Raw genomic sequence first — 21,206 nt, 5'->3', positions numbered from 1 at the left:
AGAAAAGTCTGTTGAACGCGGAGATCATTGCCGTTGGCTCTGAGCTGTTGCTTGGGCAAATCGCCAATACGAACGCCCAGTTTTTGTCGCAGCAGCTGGCGATGCTTGGCATTAACGTCTATTTCCATACCGTCGTCGGCGACAACGCCGGCCGCCTTGAGCAGGCGGTGAAAACGGCGCAAACGAGAGCGAACCTCATCATTTTCACCGGCGGCCTCGGCCCGACGAAAGACGATTTGACGAAGGAGACGATCGCCCGTTTGCTTGGCCGCCGGCTCGTGATCGACGAGGAAGCGCTCCGAGCGATTGAGGTGTATTTTGCCCGCACAAACCGGCCGATGACAGAAAACAATAAAAAGCAGGCGCTCGTCTTGGAAGGATCGACGGTGCTGAAAAACGAGCACGGCATGGCGCCAGGGATGGCGCTTGTGGCAGACGGCATTACGTACATGCTGCTGCCCGGGCCGCCGAAAGAAATGCGGCCGATGTTCAAAAAATACGGAAACGCCTTTTTGCGCCGTACGTTTTCGCTTTCCGAGCGCATCGAGTCGCGCGTGCTCCGCTTTTTTGGCATCGGTGAATCAGCGCTCGAGACGGCGATTGCGGATTTGATCGACGCCCAGTCGAATCCGACGATCGCGCCGCTGGCCGGCGACGGTGAAGTGACGCTTCGTCTGACAGCGAAGCATCAGGATGAGGCGGAGGCGAAGCGGCTTCTTGACGAAGTGGAATCGGCCATTTTGGCGCGTGTCGGCCGCCACTGCTACGGATATAACGATGAAACGTTGTTTACAAAGACGCTCGAGCGGTTAAAAGAAAGAGGATGGACGATCGCGTCGGCCGAAAGTTTGACCGGCGGCCTTTTCCTCGAACAGCTCACCGCCCTCCCCGGCGCGTCGCAAGTCGTGCAGGGCGGTGTCGTCTGCTACACAAACGGCGTCAAAGAACAGGTGCTTGGCATACCGCGCCCGCTGCTTGAGGCAGAAGGGGCGGTGAGCGAGCCGTGCGCCCGTTTGCTTGCTGAAAACGTCCGCGCGATGTGCGATGCGGATATCGGCATCAGCTTCACCGGCGTCGCCGGACCCGATCCGCTTGAGGGCCACCCGCCCGGCACCGTGTATATCGGCATCGCCGTCCGCGGGCGCGATGCGACTGTCCACCGTCTGATGCTGTCCGGCACGCGTGATGCCATTCGCATCCGCACCGCCAAATACGGCTGTTTTTTTCTGCTTGAGATGCTCGCGGCCGACTGCTGATCGGCCGCCCCCTTCCTTGAACATTCTCCACCGCACATCGTTTTTTCCACCGCATGAGTATGGCGATTGTTGCTAGTTTCTCCACCGAAAAAACGAATGGACGTTCGTTTTTTTGCTTGGCAATGGCCGCAAAACGCGGTATAGTATAAGTAGTCCTAGAATAAGGAGGAGTAGGTTAGTGAACCAAGATCGTCAAGCTGCATTGGAGCAGGCATTAAAACAAATTGAACGACAGTTTGGCAAGGGGGCCATCATGAAGCTCGGCGAGCAAGTCGACCGCAAAGTGTCGGTCGTGCCGAGCGGTTCGCTGGCGCTCGACATCGCGTTAGGAGTCGGCGGCTATCCGCGCGGGCGGATTGTGGAAATTTACGGCCCGGAATCGTCCGGGAAAACGACCGTTGCCCTTCACGCGATCGCGGAAGTGCAAAAGCGGGGCGGGCAAGCAGCTTTCATCGACGCAGAGCACGGTGCGACCTGTTGCTGACTGAAGTATGGCGGAAACGCCGTGCGAAAAGTCAGCGGGACTGAGCATGAGTAGGTCCTAACTGCATCACCGAGAGCTCGGTGAAAATCCGAGACGGGAATGAAGGTTGGCATTCCCGCCCTAATACCCCGACGTGCGGTCATGGTGCGCAACATGGCTGTACGAAGCTCGGAGAGGACGGCGAAAAGCAGACCTGAGAAGCGGTTAGCGAAGTAGCCGGGGGTCCATAAAGCTCCTATGGCTAGAGAACGCATAGCGTTGGAACGAACCACCGGAAGTACGGCTCGTAAGGCGTGGGGCGCCGAAAAAAGAAGGCGCTCACCTCCTAAGTGAGGTTCAGCCCTGGATGAGGTATTCGTGTTTGCCGAGTCTGGATTGATCCCGTAGAGGATCTTTGCCTTGAGCCCTCCAACCATGGGCAGAAAGGCGGCTGACGGGTCAGAGGTGGAGCCTAAGGGAGCATGCAAGGATAGGTGATGCGGTACAGGTGAACCACCCCAGCGGATGCCAAGGGATGCGCATCCCGATGCCGCTAAGCAGGAGGAAATGACTGCTGAAGGGGTGGGGCAGCAGCCCGTAGTAGTGATGAAGCAGGGTAACTCCTGCGGAGCGAAGGGGCATAGTCGAGTACCCTAGGTTACTAACCCAGACAATGATTAGGAAGCCGTGAGGAAATCCGTAAGGGTTTCGGTGAGCAAAACTGACTAAAAACGTGTATGGTACAAATCCGCTAGAAAGGATTTGATACTATCAACCAAACGTTTCAAGAACTAATCATTCCTAGGTCGGAGCAGGAATTCCGCGACCTACAAGACAAGATGTACGCCATTACAAAGGAATGTCTGGAAAAAGGTGATGTTCCAAGATTTAAGGGATTGGTCGAAATAGCAAGCAGCGATGTCGTGATCGTATCCGCCATTCACAAAATCAAATCAAACCAAGGAAATAGTACAGCGGGTACAGATGGGAAAACCATCAGCGACATACTAACGCTGAACTATGACGAAGCGATAAACTTCGTTAAAAGATGCTTTAAGAAATATACACCTAACCCGATCAGAAGGGTCCATATCCCAAAACCCGGGAAAAAGGAAAAGAGACCTTTAGGCATTCTGACGATCGCAGACCGAATAATCCAAGAATGTGTGAGGATGGTCATTGAACCAATTCTTGAAGCACAATTTTTTCAACACTCATATGGGTTCAGACCCTACCGAGACGCAAAACAAGCCATCGAAAGATGTGTATTTATATGTAACCGAATAGGGTACAATTGGGTGATAGAGGGAGATATAAAAGGTTTCTTCGATAACGTGAACCACACTATCCTGATCAAGCAGCTTTGGCACATGGGTATACGTGATAGACGAATGCTCATGATTATCAAAGCCATGCTGAAAGCAGGAGTTATAAAAGAAACCAAGATAAATGAAATGGGCACGCCACAAGGTGGAATTATCTCCCCACTATTAGCCAATGTGTATCTTCATAAACTCGACCAATGGATAACAAGAGAATGGGAAGAGAAGAAAATGCGAAATGGTACAACCATTCGCACGGCAAAATACAAGTCCCTCCGAGATCACTCAACAATAACCAAACCAGAGTTCTACGTAAGATACGCAGACGACTGGGTACTGTTCACCAATAGCAGGGGGAATGCCGAAAAATGGAAATATCGAATCAAGAAATATCTAAAAGAAAACCTTAAACTTGAACTATCCGATGACAAAACACTCATAACCAACATTAAGAAGAAACCAATGAAATTCCTAGGTTTCAAAATTAAAATGATACCACACGGTAAAGGTGGAAAATACATCGGATACGCGAGTGCAGACACGGAAAAAATTAAAGGGAAAGTTGAACAGATCAGGAAAGATCTGCGTAAACTAAAATTCGCCACGAATCAAGAATGGCTTATAACGGACATCAACCGAATTAACAGTAAAATTAGAGGTATCATTAATTATTACTCAAGTGCTCCTAGCGTCAACAGAGATGTAAGGCCATTTAAGGAAAAACTTAAATATGCGTCCTACAAAGCACTAAAGAGATATGGAGCGAAATGGATACCTGCTAATCAATGCTACAACTTAGCACCCCTGTACCCAGATAGAACAGAACAAGTGCCTGCAATCAAAATAAATGGAAGATGGCTTGGTATAATGAGTATTGGGTTCGCAACTTGGATTAAAACAAACCAGAAAAATCAGAAGGAAACACCATACACAGCGGAAGGAAGAAGAATTAGGCTTCAAAACACGGGTAAGAAGCCGCTGACCGTAAGAGCACAATGGTTATTAGACAGTGGTTACCTAAACCTAATTCAAGGAGTTAAGTCTAGTAAAATTTACAACTTCGAATTCTTCATGAATCGGTGTTATGCGTTTAACAGAGATAAAGGAAAATGTAAAATATGTGGTGACATTCTGCAGCCATTTAACACTAGAACCCACCATATCAATACGAAACTTCCGCTGAACGAAATTAATAAGGTAAGCAATCTCGTAACGGTCTGCGACAAATGTCATACATTGATCCATTTAAAGGATCTAAGTGATGTCAACCTCAGTCGCTTAAAAACAAACGCAATAAGGAAACTCGAGGAATACAGAAAGTGCGTACACTAGTAAAGTCTAGAGCGGATTAGTAACCGGGGTACTCGATGGAACGCCGTGTGCGGGGAAACTCGCACGCACGGTGTGAAGCGGGGGAAAATAGCCCCTCCGGGTAATGCCGAGGGTGACTATTACCTATCGCTATCGCTCGACCCCATCTATGCACAAAAATTAGGGGTCAATATCGATGAATTGCTGCTTTCCCAGCCTGACACGGGCGAGCAGGCGCTCGAAATCGCGGAAGCGCTCGTGCGAAGCGGCGCGGTCGATATTATCGTCATCGACTCGGTGGCGGCGCTTGTGCCGAAAGCGGAAATTGAAGGGGAGATGGGCGACGCCCATGTCGGCTTGCAAGCGCGGCTTATGTCCCAGGCGCTTCGCAAGCTGTCTGGCGCCATTAACAAATCGAAAACGATCGCCATCTTCATCAACCAAATTCGCGAAAAAGTCGGCGTCATGTTTGGCAATCCGGAAACGACGCCGGGCGGGCGGGCGCTCAAGTTTTACGCTTCCGTCCGCCTAGAGGTGCGCCGCGCCGAGCAAATTAAGCAAGGCAATGATATGGTCGGCAACAAGACGAAAATTAAAGTCGTCAAAAACAAAGTTGCGCCGCCATTTAAAACGGCTGACGTCGACATTATGTACGGCGAAGGCATTTCCCGCGAAGGGGAAATTCTCGACATGGCGTCCGAATTGGACATCGTGCAAAAAAGCGGTTCGTGGTATTCGTACAAAGACGAGCGGCTTGGCCAAGGGCGGGAAAACGCGAAGCAATTTTTGAAGGAAAACCCGCACATCGCCGATGAGATCGCCCGCGCCATCCGCCAGCATTACGGCATCGACGTTGAAGAGGGAACGAGCGAACCGCAGCAAGACGGGTTCGGATTGCTTGAAGAATAACGGGACAAGGCGTCCTGGCAAGTGGCCGGGGCGCCTTTTTCCATCCGTTCGGCCTGCCAAGGAGAGCGATAAGCCTAAAAAAGGACGGCGTGCGGAACGGTCTTGTTCCGTTGTCATCCTCTAGGCGCGTCGGTGTAATATCTTGACAATTCCTATTGCCGCCTTTACAATGAACATGTATATTTGTCCATACGCGCGGCAGGGCCATACGCCCGCCCGCTGCGGCGGACCGCCTTCGTGCGGAAGGCTGCGCGGGTCGATTGTGATGCCAAGCGACTGAGCTAATGGATTGAAAACGGGAATGTCCATCTGCGCCGGTCATGGCGGTGAGAAGAGAGAGCGAAAGGAAACCGAACAGCAAGAGGAGGTGAAACGATGGGTTCGATCATCATCTCCGCTTTGCTTGCCTTAGTCATTGGTGCCGTTGTTGGCTTTTTTGTTCGCAAATCGATTGCCGAAGCGAAAATCGGCGGGGCGAAAGCCGCTGCCGAACAGCTGATTGAGGAGGCGAAACGCGAGGCGGACGCCTTGAAAAAAGAGGCGCTTCTCGAAGCGAAAGACGAGATTCATAAACTGCGTACGGAGGCGGAGCGTGATATCCGCGACCGGAGAAGCGAGCTCCAAAAACAAGAAAACCGCCTGATGCAAAAGGAGGAAAATCTCGACCGCAAAGATGAAGCGCTCAACAAACGTGAGGCGTTGCTTGAGGCAAAGGAAGAAGCGTTGAACGAAAGACAACAGCATATTGAACAAATGGAAAGCAAAGTGGAAGCGCTCGTCAAACAACAACAAGCCGAACTTGAACGCATTTCCGGCCTGACGCGCGACGATGCCCGCCAGCTCATTTTAGAGCGCGTCGAGAAAGAGCTGTCGCATGAGATTGCGATGATGATCAAAGAGGCGGAAACGCGGGCGAAAGAGGAGGCAGACAAACGGGCAAAGGCGATTTTGTCGCTTGCCATCCAACGTTGCGCCGCCGACCATGTCGCCGAAACGACTGTTTCCGTCGTCAATTTGCCAAACGACGAAATGAAAGGGCGGATCATCGGGCGCGAAGGGCGGAACATCCGCACGCTCGAGACGTTGACCGGCATCGATTTGATCATCGACGATACGCCGGAAGCGGTCATTTTGTCCGGATTTGACCCGATTCGCCGCGAGACGGCGCGCATCGCGCTCGATAAGCTTGTGCAAGATGGCCGCATCCATCCAGCGCGCATTGAGGAAATGGTCGAAAAGGCGCGCCGCGAAGTGGATGAGCATATCCGCGAAGTCGGCGAACAGACGACGTTTGAAGTCGGTGTTCACGGCTTGCATCCGGATTTGATCAAAATTTTAGGGCGGCTCAAGTTCCGAACGAGCTACGGACAAAACGTCTTAAAACACTCGGTGGAAGTGGCGTTTTTAGCCGGACTGATGGCGGCCGAGCTTGGGGAGGACGAAATGCTGGCGCGCCGGGCCGGCTTGCTTCATGACATTGGCAAAGCGATCGACCACGAAGTCGAAGGAAGCCATGTGGAAATCGGCGTTGAGCTGGCGACGAAGTATAAAGAACATCCGGTCGTCATCAACAGCATCGCTTCCCACCATGGCGATACGGAACCGACGTCGGTCATCGCTGTGCTCGTCGCGGCGGCCGATGCGCTGTCGGCGGCGCGGCCGGGAGCGCGCAGCGAAACGCTGGAAAACTATATCCGTCGTCTAGAGAAGCTTGAAGAAATCGCCGAATCGTACGAAGGCGTTGAAAAATCGTACGCCATTCAAGCTGGGCGTGAAGTGCGCATTATGGTCAAACCAGATATGATCGACGATTTGGAAGCGCACCGGCTGGCGCGTGACATCCGCAAACGAATCGAAGAAGAGCTCGATTACCCGGGCCATATTAAAGTGACGGTCATCCGCGAAACGCGGGCGGTCGAATACGCGAAATAAAGTGGCTATTGCCACTTTCTTTTTTTGTGCGTAAAATAGGAGGGTATAACGATGCGGAGATGGGCGCAAGGCGATATTTTTCGTTTAGAAAGGGATCAGGGATGAGAATTTTATTTATCGGCGACGTCGTCGGTTTGCCGGGGCAAAAAATGGTGGAGCACTATTTGCCAAGGCTGAAGGAAAAACATCGGCCGGACGTTGTTGTGATCAACGGCGAAAACGCCGCCGGCGGGAAAGGAATCACCGAACCGATTTACCGGGCGCTTCTCGCTTGGGGGGCTCATGTGATCACGTTGGGCAATCACGCATGGGACAAACGCGATATTTTTGAGTTTATCGATCAGGCGAAGGCATTGATTCGCCCGGCGAATTACCCGCCCGGCACGCCGGGAAAAGGCATCGTCTTTGTGCCGACCGAGCATGGCGAAGCGGCGGTCATCAATTTGCAAGGGCGGGCGTTTTTGCCGGCGATTGACTGCCCATTTCAAAAGGCGGACGAGCTGATCGCCGCCGCCTCCGCGCGCACGCCGGTCATCATCGTCGATTTCCATGCCGAGGCGACGAGTGAAAAACAGGCGATGGGCTGGTACTTAGACGGCCGCGTATCCGCGGTCATCGGCACGCATACACACGTCCAGACGGCCGATAACCGCATTTTGCCAAGAGGGACGGCGTACATTACCGACGTTGGCATGACCGGTCCATACGACGGCATTTTAGGCGTCGATCGAGAGGCGGTGCTGCGCAAATTTTTAACCGGGCTGCCAGTTCGTTTCGACGTCAAGGAAGGACGAAGCCAATTGAATGCCGTCTTTGTTGATGTAGACGAAAAAAGCGGACGGGCGTTTCGCATTGAACGGTTGATCATTAACGATGACCACCCTTATTTTGAATAGTCCATCTTTTAAAAATTTTTTAAAATGTCCTCCTCCCATGCAGGAATAGTTGTCGAAACAGTGAATATAGTTACAATGAAGACCTTTTACCGAAATCATTTTCCAAGGAAACGAGGGAGGAGCTAGGAATGGAAATATTAAAAGTTTCAGCAAAATCGAATCCGAACTCTGTAGCTGGTGCACTTGCCGGGGTGTTGCGCGAGCGCGGCGCAGCGGAAATTCAAGCGATCGGCGCAGGTGCATTGAACCAAGCCGTTAAAGCAGTAGCGATCGCACGAGGGTTTGTGGCACCGAGCGGCATGGACTTGATTTGCATTCCGGCGTTTACGGATATTATCATCGACGGAGAAGAGCGGACAGCGATCAAATTGATTGTCGAACCTCGTTAACTGGATGATCAGACAATGGCGGCTATAACCTGTTGGCGCCTTCGGCTGCGAAGGCAGGCAGGTTATTTTTGCTTTTTCAAGGGGGGAACGGAATGATCTTCGATGCACATTGCGATGTGTTGATGAAGTTATGGCAAGATCGGTCTCTGTCGTTTTACGACGGAGCTTCGCTTCACGTCACTCTTTCCGGGATGGCGGAAGCAGGGGTGAAAGTGCAATGCTTTGCCATCTACATACCGGAAACGGTGCCGGAGGAAGCCCGGTTCACTGTTGCGCTGGAGATGGTGGACATCTTCTTTGCCCGCATTATCGATGCGTTTCCGTCTGTGAAGTTCGTGCGGACGAGACGGGATATCGCCGCCCTTAAAAAAGAGGAAGTCGGCGCCATGTTGACGCTGGAAGGGTGCGACGCCATCGGCGTCAACCTTGTCAAGCTAAAGACGCTCCTCCGCCTCGGCGTCGCTTCCGTAGGGTTGACATGGAACTTCCCGAACGCTGTCGCTGACGGAGCGTGGGAGAAGCGCGGCGCCGGGCTGACGGCGTTTGGCCGGCAAGTCGTTGCACTTCTTAATGAAGCAAAACGATGGGTCGATGTGTCCCACTTATCGGAGAAAGCGTTTTGGGATGTCATCGAGATGGCTCGGTTCCCCATCGCTTCCCATTCCAACGTGCATCGTCTATGCCCACATCCACGCAACTTAACCGACGAGCAGATCAAAGCGTTGATCGAAAAAGACGGCATGATCGGCATTAATTTCGTTCCGTATTTTTTGACGGCGAAGAAAAACGAGGCGATGATCGCTGATGTGCTTCGCCATCTCGACCATATATGCGCGCTCGGGGGGGAAAACAACGTCGGGTTTGGCTCCGACTTCGATGGCATCACGGAGACGGTCGCCGGCCTTGGAACGGTAAGGGAATATGCGCGGCTTGTCAACGAGTTGTACAAGCATTACTCCACCGAGCAAGTATCCCGCTTTTTATTCGGCAACTTCTACGCCCATTTGCCGGAGTGACGAATATCACTGAGTATCGGCTCTGCGTATCCTAGAATAGAAGACAGGGCATCCGCGGCGCCGGCTGAAAAAGGCGTTCAAAATGGTAGTTTCCTTGTCAGAAAAGTGGTACAATAGTAGCGAAAGGCTGGAGTGAATATAAAGGGGTGTAATTCATGATCGAACAGCTGTCATGGAAGGTAGGCGGCCAGCAAGGGGAAGGAATTGAAAGTACAGGGGAAATTTTTTCCACAGCGCTGAACCGCCTCGGATATTACTTATATGGATACCGCCATTTTTCTTCACGCATCAAAGGGGGTCATACGAACAACAAAATTCGCGTCAGCACGAAACCGGTGCGGGCGGTCGCTGATGATTTGGACATCTTGGTGGCGTTCGACCAAGAGACAATCGACTTCAACTTCCACGAGCTGCGTGACGGCGGCATCGTCATTGCGGACGCCAAATTCAATCCAGTGATTCCGGAAGGAAAAGGAGTGGCGCTTTACGCCGTTCCGTTCACCGATATCGCTACACAGCTTGGCAATCCGCTGATGAAAAACATGGTTGCCATCGGCGCGACAAGTGCGGTGCTCGATTTGGACGCCGCCGTGTTCGAAAGTGTTGTTGTGGATACATTTGGGCGCAAAGGGGCGCAAGTCGTTGAGAAAAACATGGAAGCGATTCGCGCTGGAGCGCAATATATGAAAGAGCAGCTCGATGGTTCGACGAAAACGATGAAACTAGCCAAAGCCGACGGCAAACGGCGAATGTTCATGATTGGCAACGACGCCATCGCCTTGGGCGCCATTGCCGGCGGGGCGCGCTTTATGGCCGCCTATCCGATCACCCCAGCTTCGGAGATTATGGAGTATTTGATTAAAAAGCTGCCGGATTTTGGGGGCGCGGTCATCCAGACAGAAGATGAAATCGCAGCCTGTACGATGGCGATCGGCGCCAACTATGCGGGCGTGCGGGCGTTCACCGCTTCCGCCGGACCCGGGTTGTCGCTTATGGCCGAAGCGATCGGACTAGCTGGGATGACGGAAACACCGCTTGTTGTGGTTGACACGCAACGAGGCGGTCCAAGCACCGGCTTGCCGACAAAGCAAGAGCAGTCGGATTTGCTCGCGATGATCTATGGCACGCACGGGGAAATTCCCAAAATTGTCATGGCGCCAAGCACGGTCGAAGAAGCGTTTTACGATATGGCGGAAGCGTTCAACTTAGCTGAGGAATACCAATGCCCGGTCATTTTCCTGTCGGATTTGCAGCTGTCGCTCGGCAAGCAGACGGTTGAGCCGCTTGATTACGATCGGATCGAGATCCGCCGCGGCAAGCTGATGAATGGTGAGCTGCCGCCGCTTCCGGACAAAGACAACTTCAAACGGTATGAAATCACGCCGGACGGTGTTTCGCCGCGGGTGCTGCCGGGAACAAAATACGGCATCCACCATGTCACCGGGGTCGAACACGCCGAAACAGGCCGCCCGTCAGAGACGGCGGCAAACCGCCGGGCGCAAATGGAAAAACGGATGCGCAAACTCGAGCACATCCACTTCCCGACGCCGGTGCACAAACAACTCCGCCACGAAGAACCGGATTTGCTCCTTGTTGGCTTTTTATCGACGCGCGGAGCCATTGAAGAAGCGATGGAGCGGCTCGAGCAAGATGGCGTCAAAGTCAACCATGCGCACATCCGTCTGCTTCATCCGTTCCCGGTTGACGACGTGCGGCCGCTTGTCGAGAAAGCGAAACGAGTCGTCGTCGTCGAGCAAAACGCCACCGGGCAGCTGGCGAACTTGTTGAAAATGAACGTCGGGCACGCTGATAAAATCGCCAGCGTCTTAAAATTCGACGGCAATCCGTTCTTGCCGGGCGACGTCTATACTAAATGCAAGGAGTTGTTAGCGCAATGGCCACCTTTAAAGATTTCCGCAATGATGTGAAACCGAACTGGTGTCCGGGGTGCGGCGACTTTTCCGTGCAGGCCGCCATCCAGCGCGCGGCCGCCAATCTCGGGTTGGAGCCGCACGAACTCGCGGTCATTTCCGGGATCGGCTGCTCGGGCCGCATTTCCGGCTACATTCACTCTTACGGCTTTCACGGCACGCACGGCCGCGTTTTGCCGCTGGCGCAAGGAGTGAAAATGGCGAACCGCGATTTGACGGTCATCGCCGCCGGCGGGGATGGCGACGGATTCGCGATCGGCATGGGGCACACGGTTCATGCCATTCGCCGCAACATCGACATCACATACATCGTCATGGACAACCAAATTTACGGGTTGACGAAAGGACAAACATCGCCGCGCAGTGCTGCCGGCTTCCAAACAAAAAGCACGCCGCACGGGTCGATCGAGCCGGCTTTGTCGCCGCTTGAGATCGCGTTAAGCGCCGGAGCGACGTTTGTCGCGCAAGGTTTCTCAAGCGATTTAAAAGAATTGACGAGCTTGATTGAGGAAGGCGTCAAGCATAAAGGCTTTGCGCTCATCAACGTCTTCAGCCCGTGCGTGACGTACAACAAAGTGAATACGTACGAGTGGTTCAAAGAGCGGCTCATCAAGGTGAGCGACATCGAAGGATACGACCCGTCCGACCGGGAGATGGCGATGCAGACGGTCATGAAATACGATGGGCTCGTCACCGGGATCATTTATCAAAACAAAGAACAAAAGTCGTACCAAGAGCTTGTGCCAGGCTACAGCGAGGCGCCGCTTGCCGAGGCGGAGCTGAAAATGAGCAAAGAAAAGTTCGCCGAACTCGTAGCAGAGTTTATGTAAAAATGGAAACAATTTGCACCCGATGGAGGCTTGCCTCATTGGGTGTTTTTTGTTATCATGACATGTTCCGGTCCTCCGGAACAAACCCCATTGTGTTTCCTTGCCGCTCGCGATATACTATGGTAGTGTGTGGTTGGAAGAAATTTGCCGAGGCGAGGCCGGCTGCACAGGAAACGGCGGCCGCTCGTCTCGGATGATCGAATGATTTTGTGAAGAAAGGAGATTGCTATGAACGAAAAACAACGTTTGGAGCAAACGGGACAAATCAAAACCGAAAGCCATCCAGCGGACAGAAAATCCGCCTTGGACCGGCTGAAAGAAAAAACGACGAAAGACTATGAGAAATATTTCACGAGCGTGTTTCTCCCGCCGAATTTAAAAGAGGCGAAGAAACGCGGCAAAGAGGAAGTCAAGTACGTCAAAGACTTTTCGATTCCTGAAGAGTTTCGCGGCATGGGGCGCGGACGGAAGTTTTACATCCGCACGTATGGCTGTCAAATGAACGAGCACGATACGGAAGTGATGGCCGGCATTTTCATGGCGCTCGGCTATGAGCCGACCGACCGTCCGGAAGAGGCAAACGTCATTTTGCTCAACACGTGCGCGATCCGTGAAAACGCGGAAAACAAAGTGTTTGGCGAGCTCGGCTACTTAAAGCCGCTCAAAACGACGAACCCGGACTTATTGCTCGGCGTGTGCGGCTGTATGTCGCAAGAAGAATCGGTTGTCAAGAAAATTTTAAAGCAATACCAATACGTCGACCTTATTTTCGGCACGCACAACATCCATCGCCTGCCGTACATTTTGCATGAGGCGTACATGTCGAAAGAAATGGTCGTCGAAGTATGGTCGAAAGAGGGCGACGTTGTTGAAAACTTGCCGAAAGTGCGCAAAGGGAAGATTAAAGCATGGGTCAACATTATGTACGGCTGTGACAAGTTTTGCACGTACTGCATCGTTCCGTACACGCGCGGCAAAGAGCGAAGCCGCCGTCCGGAAGACATCATCCAAGAAGTGCGCCAGCTCGCCGCCCAAGGCTATAAAGAAATTACGCTCCTTGGGCAAAACGTCAACGCTTACGGAAAAGATTTCACCGACATCCAGTACGGCCTTGGCGATTTAATGGATGAGCTGCGCAAAATTGACATTGCGCGCATCCGCTTCACAACGAGCCATCCGCGCGACTTTGACGACCGGCTCATCGAAGTGCTCGCCAAACGCGGCAACTTGGTTGAGCATATCCATTTGCCGGTGCAATCGGGCAGCACGGAAATTTTAAAAATGATGGGCCGCAAATATACGCGCGAGGAGTACTTGGAGCTCGTTCGCAAAATCAAAGCCGCCATTCCGGATGTCGCGTTGACGACGGATATTATCGTCGGCTTCCCGAACGAGACGGACGAGCAGTTTGAAGAAACGCTGTCGCTTTACCGTGAAGTCGAATTTGACTCGGCCTACACGTTCATCTATTCACCGCGCGAAGGCACGCCGGCGGCGAACATGAAGGACAACGTGCCGATGGAAGTGAAAAAAGAGCGGCTCAAGCGTCTCAACGACCTTGTTCAGGAAATCGCGGCCAAGAAAATGAAGCAATACGAAGGGCAAGTCGTCGAAGTGCTTGTGGAAGGCGAAAGCAAAACGAATCCGGACGTATTGGCGGGTTATACGCGCAAAAACAAGCTCGTCCACTTCGTCGGCCCCAAATCGCTCATTGGCCAATTGGTCAACGTGCGCATTACGCAGGCAAAGACGTGGACGCTGACGGGCGAGCTAGTCAATGAAGCGATCGAGGTGAACGAACATGGCAAAATATACGCGGGATGATATCTTGGCCCAGGCGAAGCAGCTGGCGAAAATGATCGCCGAAACGGAAGAAGTCGACTTTTTCAAACGAGCGGAAGAAAAAATCCACCAAAACGAAAAAGTGCGCACGTTGATCAACGAGCTGAAATCGTTGCAAAAGCAAGCGGTCAACCTTCAGCATTACGGAAAACATGAAGCGCTGAAACAGGTTGAGGCCAAAATTGACGCCATTTACGAAGAGTTGTCGCAAATTCCGATCGTCAGCGAATTCCAGCAGTCCCAATCCGATGTGAACGACCTGCTTCAGCTCGTCGCCTCGACGATTTCGAATACGGTGACCGATGAAATTCTCGCTTCGACGGGCGGCGACGTGCTGCGCGGCGAAACCGGCGCCGCGCTTCGCTACAACAAACACGGCGGCTGCCATTAATGGCATGCGGCTCAAAAGCGTCCTTCGGGGCGCTTTTTTTCTTATGGGCGCGCTCTCCCTTCCCCCAAACCGCGGGCGGCTGCCTGGCGGCAAAAAAGAAGGCACATCGAACGGAGCAGGCGCATACAATGAACTATACGGAATAATGATTCATTTGCTGTGCACATTAGCGGAGATGGCGCATAGGATGAAATGAAGATTCATTTGAGGAGGGTTCCGTTCGATGTCTGAATACAGAGAAATTATTACGAAAGCCGTTGTCGGCAAAGGCCGCAAGTTTACACAATCGACCCATACGGTGACGGCGCCGAACCGCCCGTCAAGCATTCTTGGCTGCTGGATCATCAACCACCGTTATGAAGCGAAAAAATGCGATAAAACGGTCGAAATTCACGGCCATTATGACATCAACGTCTGGTATTCGTACAACCACAATACAAAAACCGAAGTCGTCACCGAAACGGTGTCGTATACGGACGTCGTCAAATTAAAATATCGCGACAAAGATAATTTAATCAGCGATGACACCGATGTCATCGTCCGCGTCATCCAGCAGCCGAACTGCCTCGAATGCACGATTTCGCCAAACGGCAATAAAATCGTTGTCGATGTTGAGCGGGAGTTTGTCGCCGAAGTGATCGGCGAAACGAAGGTGTGCGTTGCCATCAATCCGGAAGGATGCGGCAAGGACGACGATTTTTGCGACGAGGATGACCTTGATGAAGAATTAGAAGATTTAAGCCCAGATTTGCTGCTTGGCGAAGAAGAATAAAACTAGGAAATTTCTTTCCTAGTTTTTTCTTTTGCCGCTTGTTATAATAGTAGCGCAATCAACGAGCCTTCGGGCCGAAAAGGTTGGGGAGAAGCGATGCCATCGTACACACCGATGATCCAGCAATATTTGCACATTAAAGCGCAATATCCGGACGCGTTTTTATTTTTCCGGCTTGGCGATTTTTACGAACTGTTTTTTGACGACGCCATCAAGGCGGCGCAAGAGCTGGAAATTACATTAACAAGCCGCGACGGCGGCGATGAACGGGTGCCGATGTGCGGGGTGCCGTACCATTCGGCGCAAGGATATATTGAGCAGTTAATCGAAAAGGGATATAAAGTCGCCATTTGCGAACAAGTCGAAGACCCGAAAACGGCCAAAGGCGTCGTTCGCCGCGAAGTTGTGCAGCTCATCACCCCAGGGACGCTCATGGAAGGCAAAGGGCTCACCGAGAAGGAAAACCACTACTTGGCGGCGCTCACGCCGTTTGCTGATGGTACATACGGATTGGCTTACGCCGATTTGTCGACCGGCGAGGTCCGGTTGACGCTTCTTTCTTCGTGGGAGGAAGCGGCAAACGAATTGCACGCCGTTGGAGCGCGGGAGATCATCGTTGCCACAGACAGCGGCGAAGAGTGGGTGCGCGAGCTGAAAGAGCGGTACGGGGCGGCGGTCTCTTATGAGGACGACACATCTCTATGCGACGAATGGAACGGCGTCATCGGCCATGTGGCGCAAGAAAAGCTGCGGCAGGCCGCAGCCCGCTTGCTTCATTACCTCGTCCGCACGCAAAAGCGGCGGCTCGATCATTTGCAGCCGGCTGAGTTGTATCAAGTTGACCACTATATGAAAATGGACCGACATTCCAAGCTGCATTTGGAATTGGTCGAAACGGTGCGGTCAAAAGGAAGGAAAGGCTCGTTGTTATGGCTTTTGGATGAAACGGTGACAGCGATGGGCGGGCGGCTCTTAAAACAATGGCTGGACCGGCCGCTCATTGATCGGCGCGAAATCGAACGGCGCCTCGATTTTGTGGAAACGTTGAAAACGAGCTATTTTGAACGGCAGGAGCTGCGCGACAGGCTGCGCGGCGTTTACGACATTGAGCGCCTTGTCGGCCGTGTCTCCTACGGCAACGCCAATGCCCGCGATCTCGTGCAGCTGAAAAAGTCGCTTCTTCAAGTGCCGGCGCTCCGCCAGACGGTCGGCGCACTGCCGCTCGCTGAAGCGGACAAGCTGTGCGAGCGCCTTGACCCGTGCGAAGAGCTCGTCGATTTGCTCGAGCGCTCGATTCAAGAACAGCCGCCGCTTTCCGTCAAAGAAGGGAACCTCATCAAAGACGGATATGACAAGCAGCTCGACCGCTACCGCGATGCGAGCCGCAACGGCAAGGCGTGGATCGCTGAACTTGAGGCGAAGGAGCGGGAAGCGACCGGCATCAAATCGCTCAAAGTCGGCTACAACCGAGTGTTTGGCTACTATATTGAAGTGACAAAGCCCAATCTCCCCCTTGTTCCGGAAGGACGTTACGAGCGGAAGCAGACGCTCGCCAACGCCGAGCGGTTTATCACCCCGGAGTTGAAGGAAAAAGAGGCGCTCATTTTGGAGGCGGAAGAAAAAAGCATCGAACTCGAATATGAACTGTTTGTCGCCATTCGCGAGCAGGTGAAGCAATACATCCCGCGCCTGCAGACGTTGGCGAAAGCCATTGCCGAGCTTGATGTGCTTCAATCATTCGCAACGATCAGCGACGAGTATCGCTACGTGCGTCCGCAGTTTTCCACGGAGCGCGTCTTGGTGATTCAAGGCGGCCGCCACCCGGTTGTCGAAAAAGTGCTCGGCGCGCAAATGTACGTGCCGAATGACTGCTACATGAACCGCGAGCGGGAAATGCTGCTCATCACTGGACCGAACATGGCTGGAAAAAGCACGTACATGCGGCAAGTGGCGCTCACCGCCGTCATGGCGCAAATCGGCTGTTTCGTTCCCGCCGAGCGGGCGGTGCTGCCCATTTTTGACCAAGTGTTCACCCGCATCGGCGCTGCTGACGACCTGTCGGCAGGACAAAGCACGTTTATGGTCGAAATGTTGGAGGCGCGCCACGCCATCGCTCATGCGACACAAAACAGCCTCATTTTGTTTGATGAAATCGGGCGCGGCACATCGACGTACGACGGCATGGCGCTCGCCCAGGCGATCATTGAGTACATTCACGACCATATCGGCGCGAAAACACTATTTAGCACCCACTACCATGAACTCACCGCCTTGGAGCGTTCGCTCCCGCGGCTTTCGAACGTCCATGCCCGCGCCATCGAGGAAAACGGCAAAGTCGTCTTTTTGCATCAAATCGCCGACGGGCCGGCCGACAAGAGCTACGGCATTCACGTCGCCGAGCTGGCCGGGCTGCCGGCTTCGCTCATTGAACGCGCGCGGGCCATTTTAGCGGAACTGGAGAAAGCGGCGGGAAAACAGGAAGCCGCCGCAGGCAGGATGGACGATGGCGCTTTGGCGGAAGCGGGTTTGGCTTTTCAGGGGAACGAAGCGTTAGACGTCGGCAGCAAGGTTGAGCGCGAGAAGGCCTCCCGTCCGTCAGCCGGCGCGGCGCGGGAGGGCGTTTTGGCGGAAGCGGCGTTTGAGCAGCTGAGTATGTTTCCTGACCTTGCCCCGGCGCCTGTGGAGCCGCCTCTTTCAAACAAAGAGAAAAAGGCGCTCGCGGCGCTGAAAGAGATCAATTTGCTCGAGATGACGCCGCTTGAGGCGCTCAACAAACTGTATGAACTGCAAAAGCTCCTCAAGTAAAGGAGGGAGGCCCGATGGGACGCATCCGCAAGCTCGATGACCTGCTGGCAAACAAAATCGCCGCCGGCGAGGTCGTCGAGCGGCCGGCTTCGGTCGTCAAGGAGTTGGTGGAAAACGCCATTGATGCCCATAGTACGGTCATCAACATCGAGCTTGAAGAGGCGGGAATGGCGAAAATCCGCGTCATCGACAACGGCGACGGCATGGAGGAAGACGACTGCTTGCTCGCTTTTGAACGCCATGCGACAAGCAAAATTCATGACGAGCACGATTTGTTCCGCATCCGCACGCTCGGGTTCCGCGGTGAGGCGCTGCCGAGCATCGCTTCTGTATCCGAAGTGGAGCTGACGACCGGCACGGGCAGCGGACCGGGAACGAAGCTTGTGCTTCAAGGCGGCGCACTCGTCTCCCGCGAGCGGGCGGCGGGGCGCAAAGGAACGGATATTACCGTATCGAACTTGTTTTTCAACACCCCAGCGCGCTTGAAATATATGAAAACGATCCACACCGAGCTCGGCCATGCGGCCGACGTCGTCAACCGACTAGCGCTCGCCCATCCGGACGTATCATTTCGCCTCCGCCACCAGGGCAAAACATTGCTTGCCACCAATGGCAGCGGCGATGTCCGGCACGTGCTCGCCGCTATTTACGGCGCCGAGACGGCGAGACAAATGATCCCCATCGAAGCGGAATCGCTCGATTTTACCGTTCGCGGCTACATTTCGCCGCCGGACGTGACGCGCGCCTCGCGCAACTACATCTCGCTTGTTGTCAACGGCCGCTATGTGCGCAGCGTGCCGCTCATGAAAGCGATTGAAGCCGGCTACCATACGCTCTTGCCGATCGGCCGCTATCCGATTGTGTTTTTATCCATTGAAATGGATCCGGTGCTTGTCGATGTCAACGTCCATCCGGCAAAGCTCGAAGTCCGCTTTAGCAAGGAAGCAGAGCTGAATGAGCTCGTCACAGACGCCATCCGCCAGGCATTTCGCAAGCGGACGCTCATTCCGTCCGTATCTGCCGACAGCAAGATGGCAAAACCAAAGGCGGAGCAGGCGGCTTGGACGTTCACTCATCGCGTCCGCGAGCCGTCTGTCTTATCGAGCGACATCGGCGGCGGGGAAGATGCGACCGCCCCTCTTGCGCCGCTAACCGGTGACGCACCGGCTGAGCGGCCATCCGCGGCTGTGCAGACGGATGAATGTGGAATACCGGACGAACATGGGCCCGCTTTCGAGCGAAAGCAGGAGGAAGAGGAGGGAGAAGAGCGGTGCTCTCCCCGCTTGCCGACAGATGGGCAAGCGGAGGATAAAGCGGCGGCCGATCGCCTGCCGCCGCTTTATCCGATTGGACAATTGCATGGGACGTACATTTTGGCGGAGAACGAACATGGGCTGTATATGATCGATCAGCATGCGGCTCAAGAGCGGATCAACTATGAATATTTCCGGGAAAAACTCGGCGAAGCCACGAAGGAAGTGCAGGAGCTGCTCGTTCCGTTGATGTTTGAATATCCAGCCGACGAGTACGAGCGGATCGCCGCCTGCCGCGATGAGCTGGCGCGCTGCGGCGTGTTTCTTGAGCCGTTTGGGCCGCGGGCGTTTCTCGTTCGCTCCCATCCGACGTGGTTTCCGAAAGGGAGAGAAAGGGAAATCATCGAGGAAATGATCGAACAAGTGTTGGCGGCCAAAACGGTCGACATCAAGCAATTGCGCGAACAAGCGGCGATCTTAATGAGCTGCAAGCGCGCCATTAAAGCAAACCAACATTTGCGCCAGGATGAACTGTTCGCTTTGCTTGAGGCGCTGCGGCAGACAACGGACCCATTTACTTGTCCCCACGGCCGGCCGATCATCGTTCATTTTTCGACATATGAAATTGAAAAACTATTTAAACGGGTGATGTAGCCTGCGCCCCCTTTGCGCGACAAAGGGGGCGCTTTTTGTAATCGTTTTGTAATCTACTTTTATTCTTTCTGTTACAGACGGATTGCTTTGATTTTACTATAATGGCTCATGTGTAGGAATACGTGGTGAATTTTGTAGAGTGATAGCGAATTTTGGCTAAGCGGCTGGATAGATAAAGATCCATATCGACGTCATAGGGGGATGCAGCATGAAAAAGACGGTTGTATTGACAAGCACGTTGATCGGCTCGCTGTTGGCCGGCCACGCGGCATCGGCGGCGAGCTATACGGTGCAAAAAGGCGATACGCTTTGGAAGATTGCCCGGCAATCCGGCACGACGGTCGCAGCGTTAAAGCAAGAAAACGGTTTGTCTTCGGATTTGATTTTTCCCGGACAAGTATTGCGCGTCAATGAACCAAATAAATCAAACGAAACTTCTTCGAATACATATACGGTCGAGCCTGGTGATACGCTAAGCGGAATCGCCCGCAAGTTTAGCACGACTGTGGATGCGTTGCTCAAGCTTAATCCAAGCATTACGAACCCAGACTTCATTCGCGCCGGGCAGAAGCTGCAAGTAGCAGGGGAACAGGAACGTTCCAATACATACAATGTGCAGCCGGCAGCCGTGCCGACAAGCGGCCGGTATATCGTGCAGGCGGGGGATACGCTGCTTGAGATTGCGAACAAGTTTCAAACGACGGTCGACCGTCTATTGGCACTGAATCCGCAAATTACAAACCCGAACACCATCCGCATTGGCCAAGCCATTAAAGTGGCGGGCGGAACGACTGATGTCCGGGAGGCCAAGCAGCAAGTATCGGCCGCCAACTCGGCTGCCACTGAGTCGTCCGCATCGCTTGCCGACCGAATCATCGATATTGCGGAAAAATATTTAGGGGCGCGTTATTTGTACGGAGCAAGCCCGTCGCGCACCGATGTGTTTGACTGCTCATCGTTTACGATGCGCGTCTTCAGCGAAGCCGGCATTTCGCTGCCGCGCACATCCACCGCTCAAGCGCAAGCCGGAAGAACGGTGTCGTTTAACCAATTGCAAAAAGGCGATCTCGTCTTTTTTGACACCGATTCAAATGGGACGATCAACCATGTCGGCATTTACGCTGGCAACGGGCAAATGATCAACGCGACCGTTTCGTTGGGTGTTGCGTATTCGTCGCTGACGTCATCCTATTGGAAAACGCGGTATGTAAAAGCGGTTCGGGTCATCAACTAA

14 protein-coding genes and 2 pseudogenes are annotated in these 21,206 nt (G+C 53.4%); all 16 read left to right on the top strand.

Going from position 1 to position 21,206, the window contains the following annotated elements:
- The first annotated feature begins 11 nt into the window (after nucleotides 1–11).
- The 16 genes and pseudogenes from ACVBDQ_RS00515 (at nucleotide 12) to ACVBDQ_RS00440 (ending at nucleotide 21,206) form a co-directional block, all read left to right on the top strand.
- Nucleotides 12–1,256 (top strand): competence/damage-inducible protein A, encoded by a 1,245-nt coding sequence (locus ACVBDQ_RS00515; RefSeq protein ID WP_011230794.1) that lies wholly within the window; start codon nucleotides 12–14, stop codon nucleotides 1,254–1,256.
- A gap of 178 nt (nucleotides 1,257–1,434) precedes the next feature.
- Nucleotides 1,435–1,722, top strand: a pseudogene (locus ACVBDQ_RS00510) (recombinase RecA); the annotation flags it as partial.
- A gap of 836 nt (nucleotides 1,723–2,558) precedes the next feature.
- Nucleotides 2,559–4,373 (top strand): group II intron reverse transcriptase/maturase, encoded by a 1,815-nt coding sequence (gene ltrA, locus ACVBDQ_RS00505; protein WP_020278219.1) that lies wholly within the window; start codon nucleotides 2,559–2,561, stop codon nucleotides 4,371–4,373.
- 132 nt (nucleotides 4,374–4,505) lie between these two features.
- A pseudogene (gene recA / locus ACVBDQ_RS00500) lies at nucleotides 4,506–5,261 on the top strand (recombinase RecA); the annotation flags it as partial.
- Between the two features lie 375 nt (nucleotides 5,262–5,636).
- Entirely contained in the window at nucleotides 5,637–7,193 is a 1,557-nt protein-coding gene (rny, locus tag ACVBDQ_RS00495) for a ribonuclease Y (protein WP_011230797.1), read from the top strand.
- A gap of 101 nt (nucleotides 7,194–7,294) precedes the next feature.
- On the top strand, nucleotides 7,295–8,089 hold the full coding sequence (locus ACVBDQ_RS00490) for a TIGR00282 family metallophosphoesterase (RefSeq protein ID WP_011230798.1): 795 nt from the start codon (nucleotides 7,295–7,297) through the stop codon (nucleotides 8,087–8,089).
- A 128-nt stretch (nucleotides 8,090–8,217) separates the two neighbouring features.
- Nucleotides 8,218–8,478: a stage V sporulation protein SpoVS gene (gene spoVS / locus ACVBDQ_RS00485; protein ID WP_003251598.1), complete on the top strand. Its 261-nt coding sequence runs from the start codon at nucleotides 8,218–8,220 to the stop codon at nucleotides 8,476–8,478.
- 92 nt (nucleotides 8,479–8,570) lie between these two features.
- A complete protein-coding gene (locus ACVBDQ_RS00480) occupies nucleotides 8,571–9,494 on the top strand; it encodes a dipeptidase (RefSeq protein ID WP_014195492.1) in 924 nt (307 codons plus the stop codon).
- 155 nt (nucleotides 9,495–9,649) lie between these two features.
- Nucleotides 9,650–11,422 carry a 2-oxoacid:acceptor oxidoreductase subunit alpha gene (locus ACVBDQ_RS00475; RefSeq protein ID WP_011230800.1) on the top strand — a complete coding sequence of 591 codons (1,773 nt, stop codon included), beginning with the start codon at nucleotides 9,650–9,652 and terminating at the stop codon, nucleotides 11,420–11,422.
- Nucleotides 11,389–12,255 carry a 2-oxoacid:ferredoxin oxidoreductase subunit beta gene (locus tag ACVBDQ_RS00470; protein WP_011230801.1) on the top strand — a complete coding sequence of 289 codons (867 nt, stop codon included), beginning with the start codon at nucleotides 11,389–11,391 and terminating at the stop codon, nucleotides 12,253–12,255. Before ACVBDQ_RS00475 ends, ACVBDQ_RS00470 begins: the two co-directional genes overlap by 34 nt.
- Before the next feature lie 228 nt (nucleotides 12,256–12,483).
- On the top strand, nucleotides 12,484–14,079 hold the full coding sequence (gene miaB / locus ACVBDQ_RS00465) for a tRNA (N6-isopentenyl adenosine(37)-C2)-methylthiotransferase MiaB (RefSeq protein WP_011230802.1): 1,596 nt from the start codon (nucleotides 12,484–12,486) through the stop codon (nucleotides 14,077–14,079).
- Complete coding sequence (locus ACVBDQ_RS00460) at nucleotides 14,057–14,488, top strand: RicAFT regulatory complex protein RicA family protein (protein ID WP_011230803.1); 432 nt, start codon at nucleotides 14,057–14,059, stop codon at nucleotides 14,486–14,488. The genes miaB and ACVBDQ_RS00460 overlap by 23 nt, the downstream gene beginning before the upstream one ends.
- 223 nt (nucleotides 14,489–14,711) lie before the next feature.
- Nucleotides 14,712–15,260 carry an outer spore coat protein CotE gene (locus ACVBDQ_RS00455; RefSeq protein WP_011230804.1) on the top strand — a complete coding sequence of 183 codons (549 nt, stop codon included), beginning with the start codon at nucleotides 14,712–14,714 and terminating at the stop codon, nucleotides 15,258–15,260.
- A gap of 96 nt (nucleotides 15,261–15,356) precedes the next feature.
- Nucleotides 15,357–18,065 carry a DNA mismatch repair protein MutS gene (gene mutS, locus ACVBDQ_RS00450; protein WP_047757753.1) on the top strand — a complete coding sequence of 903 codons (2,709 nt, stop codon included), beginning with the start codon at nucleotides 15,357–15,359 and terminating at the stop codon, nucleotides 18,063–18,065.
- Between the two features lie 14 nt (nucleotides 18,066–18,079).
- Nucleotides 18,080–19,972: a DNA mismatch repair endonuclease MutL gene (gene mutL / locus ACVBDQ_RS00445; protein ID WP_033025124.1), complete on the top strand. Its 1,893-nt coding sequence runs from the start codon at nucleotides 18,080–18,082 to the stop codon at nucleotides 19,970–19,972.
- Nucleotides 19,973–20,180: 208 nt separating this feature from the next.
- Nucleotides 20,181–21,206 carry a C40 family peptidase gene (locus tag ACVBDQ_RS00440; protein ID WP_011230807.1) on the top strand — a complete coding sequence of 342 codons (1,026 nt, stop codon included), beginning with the start codon at nucleotides 20,181–20,183 and terminating at the stop codon, nucleotides 21,204–21,206.

The sequence above is a fragment of the Geobacillus sp. CCR genome (genome assembly GCF_052906625.1).
This window is presented reverse-complemented; position numbering and strand designations above follow the sequence as displayed.

Excerpts from the sequence above, each read along its gene's own strand:
- ltrA (WP_020278219.1), top strand. The coding sequence starts at position 2,559 with ATGTACGCCATTACAAAGGAATGTCTGGAAAAAGGTGATGTTCCAAGA.
- rny (WP_011230797.1), top strand. The coding sequence starts at position 5,637 with ATGGGTTCGATCATCATCTCCGCTTTGCTTGCCTTAGTCATTGGTGCC.
- ACVBDQ_RS00490 (WP_011230798.1), top strand. The coding sequence starts at position 7,295 with ATGAGAATTTTATTTATCGGCGACGTCGTCGGTTTGCCGGGGCAAAAA.
- spoVS (WP_003251598.1), top strand. The coding sequence starts at position 8,218 with ATGGAAATATTAAAAGTTTCAGCAAAATCGAATCCGAACTCTGTAGCT.
- ACVBDQ_RS00480 (WP_014195492.1), top strand. The coding sequence starts at position 8,571 with ATGATCTTCGATGCACATTGCGATGTGTTGATGAAGTTATGGCAAGAT.
- ACVBDQ_RS00475 (WP_011230800.1), top strand. The coding sequence starts at position 9,650 with ATGATCGAACAGCTGTCATGGAAGGTAGGCGGCCAGCAAGGGGAAGGA.
- ACVBDQ_RS00470 (WP_011230801.1), top strand. The coding sequence starts at position 11,389 with ATGGCCACCTTTAAAGATTTCCGCAATGATGTGAAACCGAACTGGTGT.
- miaB (WP_011230802.1), top strand. The coding sequence starts at position 12,484 with ATGAACGAAAAACAACGTTTGGAGCAAACGGGACAAATCAAAACCGAA.
- ACVBDQ_RS00460 (WP_011230803.1), top strand. The coding sequence starts at position 14,057 with ATGGCAAAATATACGCGGGATGATATCTTGGCCCAGGCGAAGCAGCTG.
- ACVBDQ_RS00455 (WP_011230804.1), top strand. The coding sequence starts at position 14,712 with ATGTCTGAATACAGAGAAATTATTACGAAAGCCGTTGTCGGCAAAGGC.
- mutS (WP_047757753.1), top strand. The coding sequence starts at position 15,357 with ATGCCATCGTACACACCGATGATCCAGCAATATTTGCACATTAAAGCG.
- mutL (WP_033025124.1), top strand. The coding sequence starts at position 18,080 with ATGGGACGCATCCGCAAGCTCGATGACCTGCTGGCAAACAAAATCGCC.
- ACVBDQ_RS00440 (WP_011230807.1), top strand. The coding sequence starts at position 20,181 with ATGAAAAAGACGGTTGTATTGACAAGCACGTTGATCGGCTCGCTGTTG.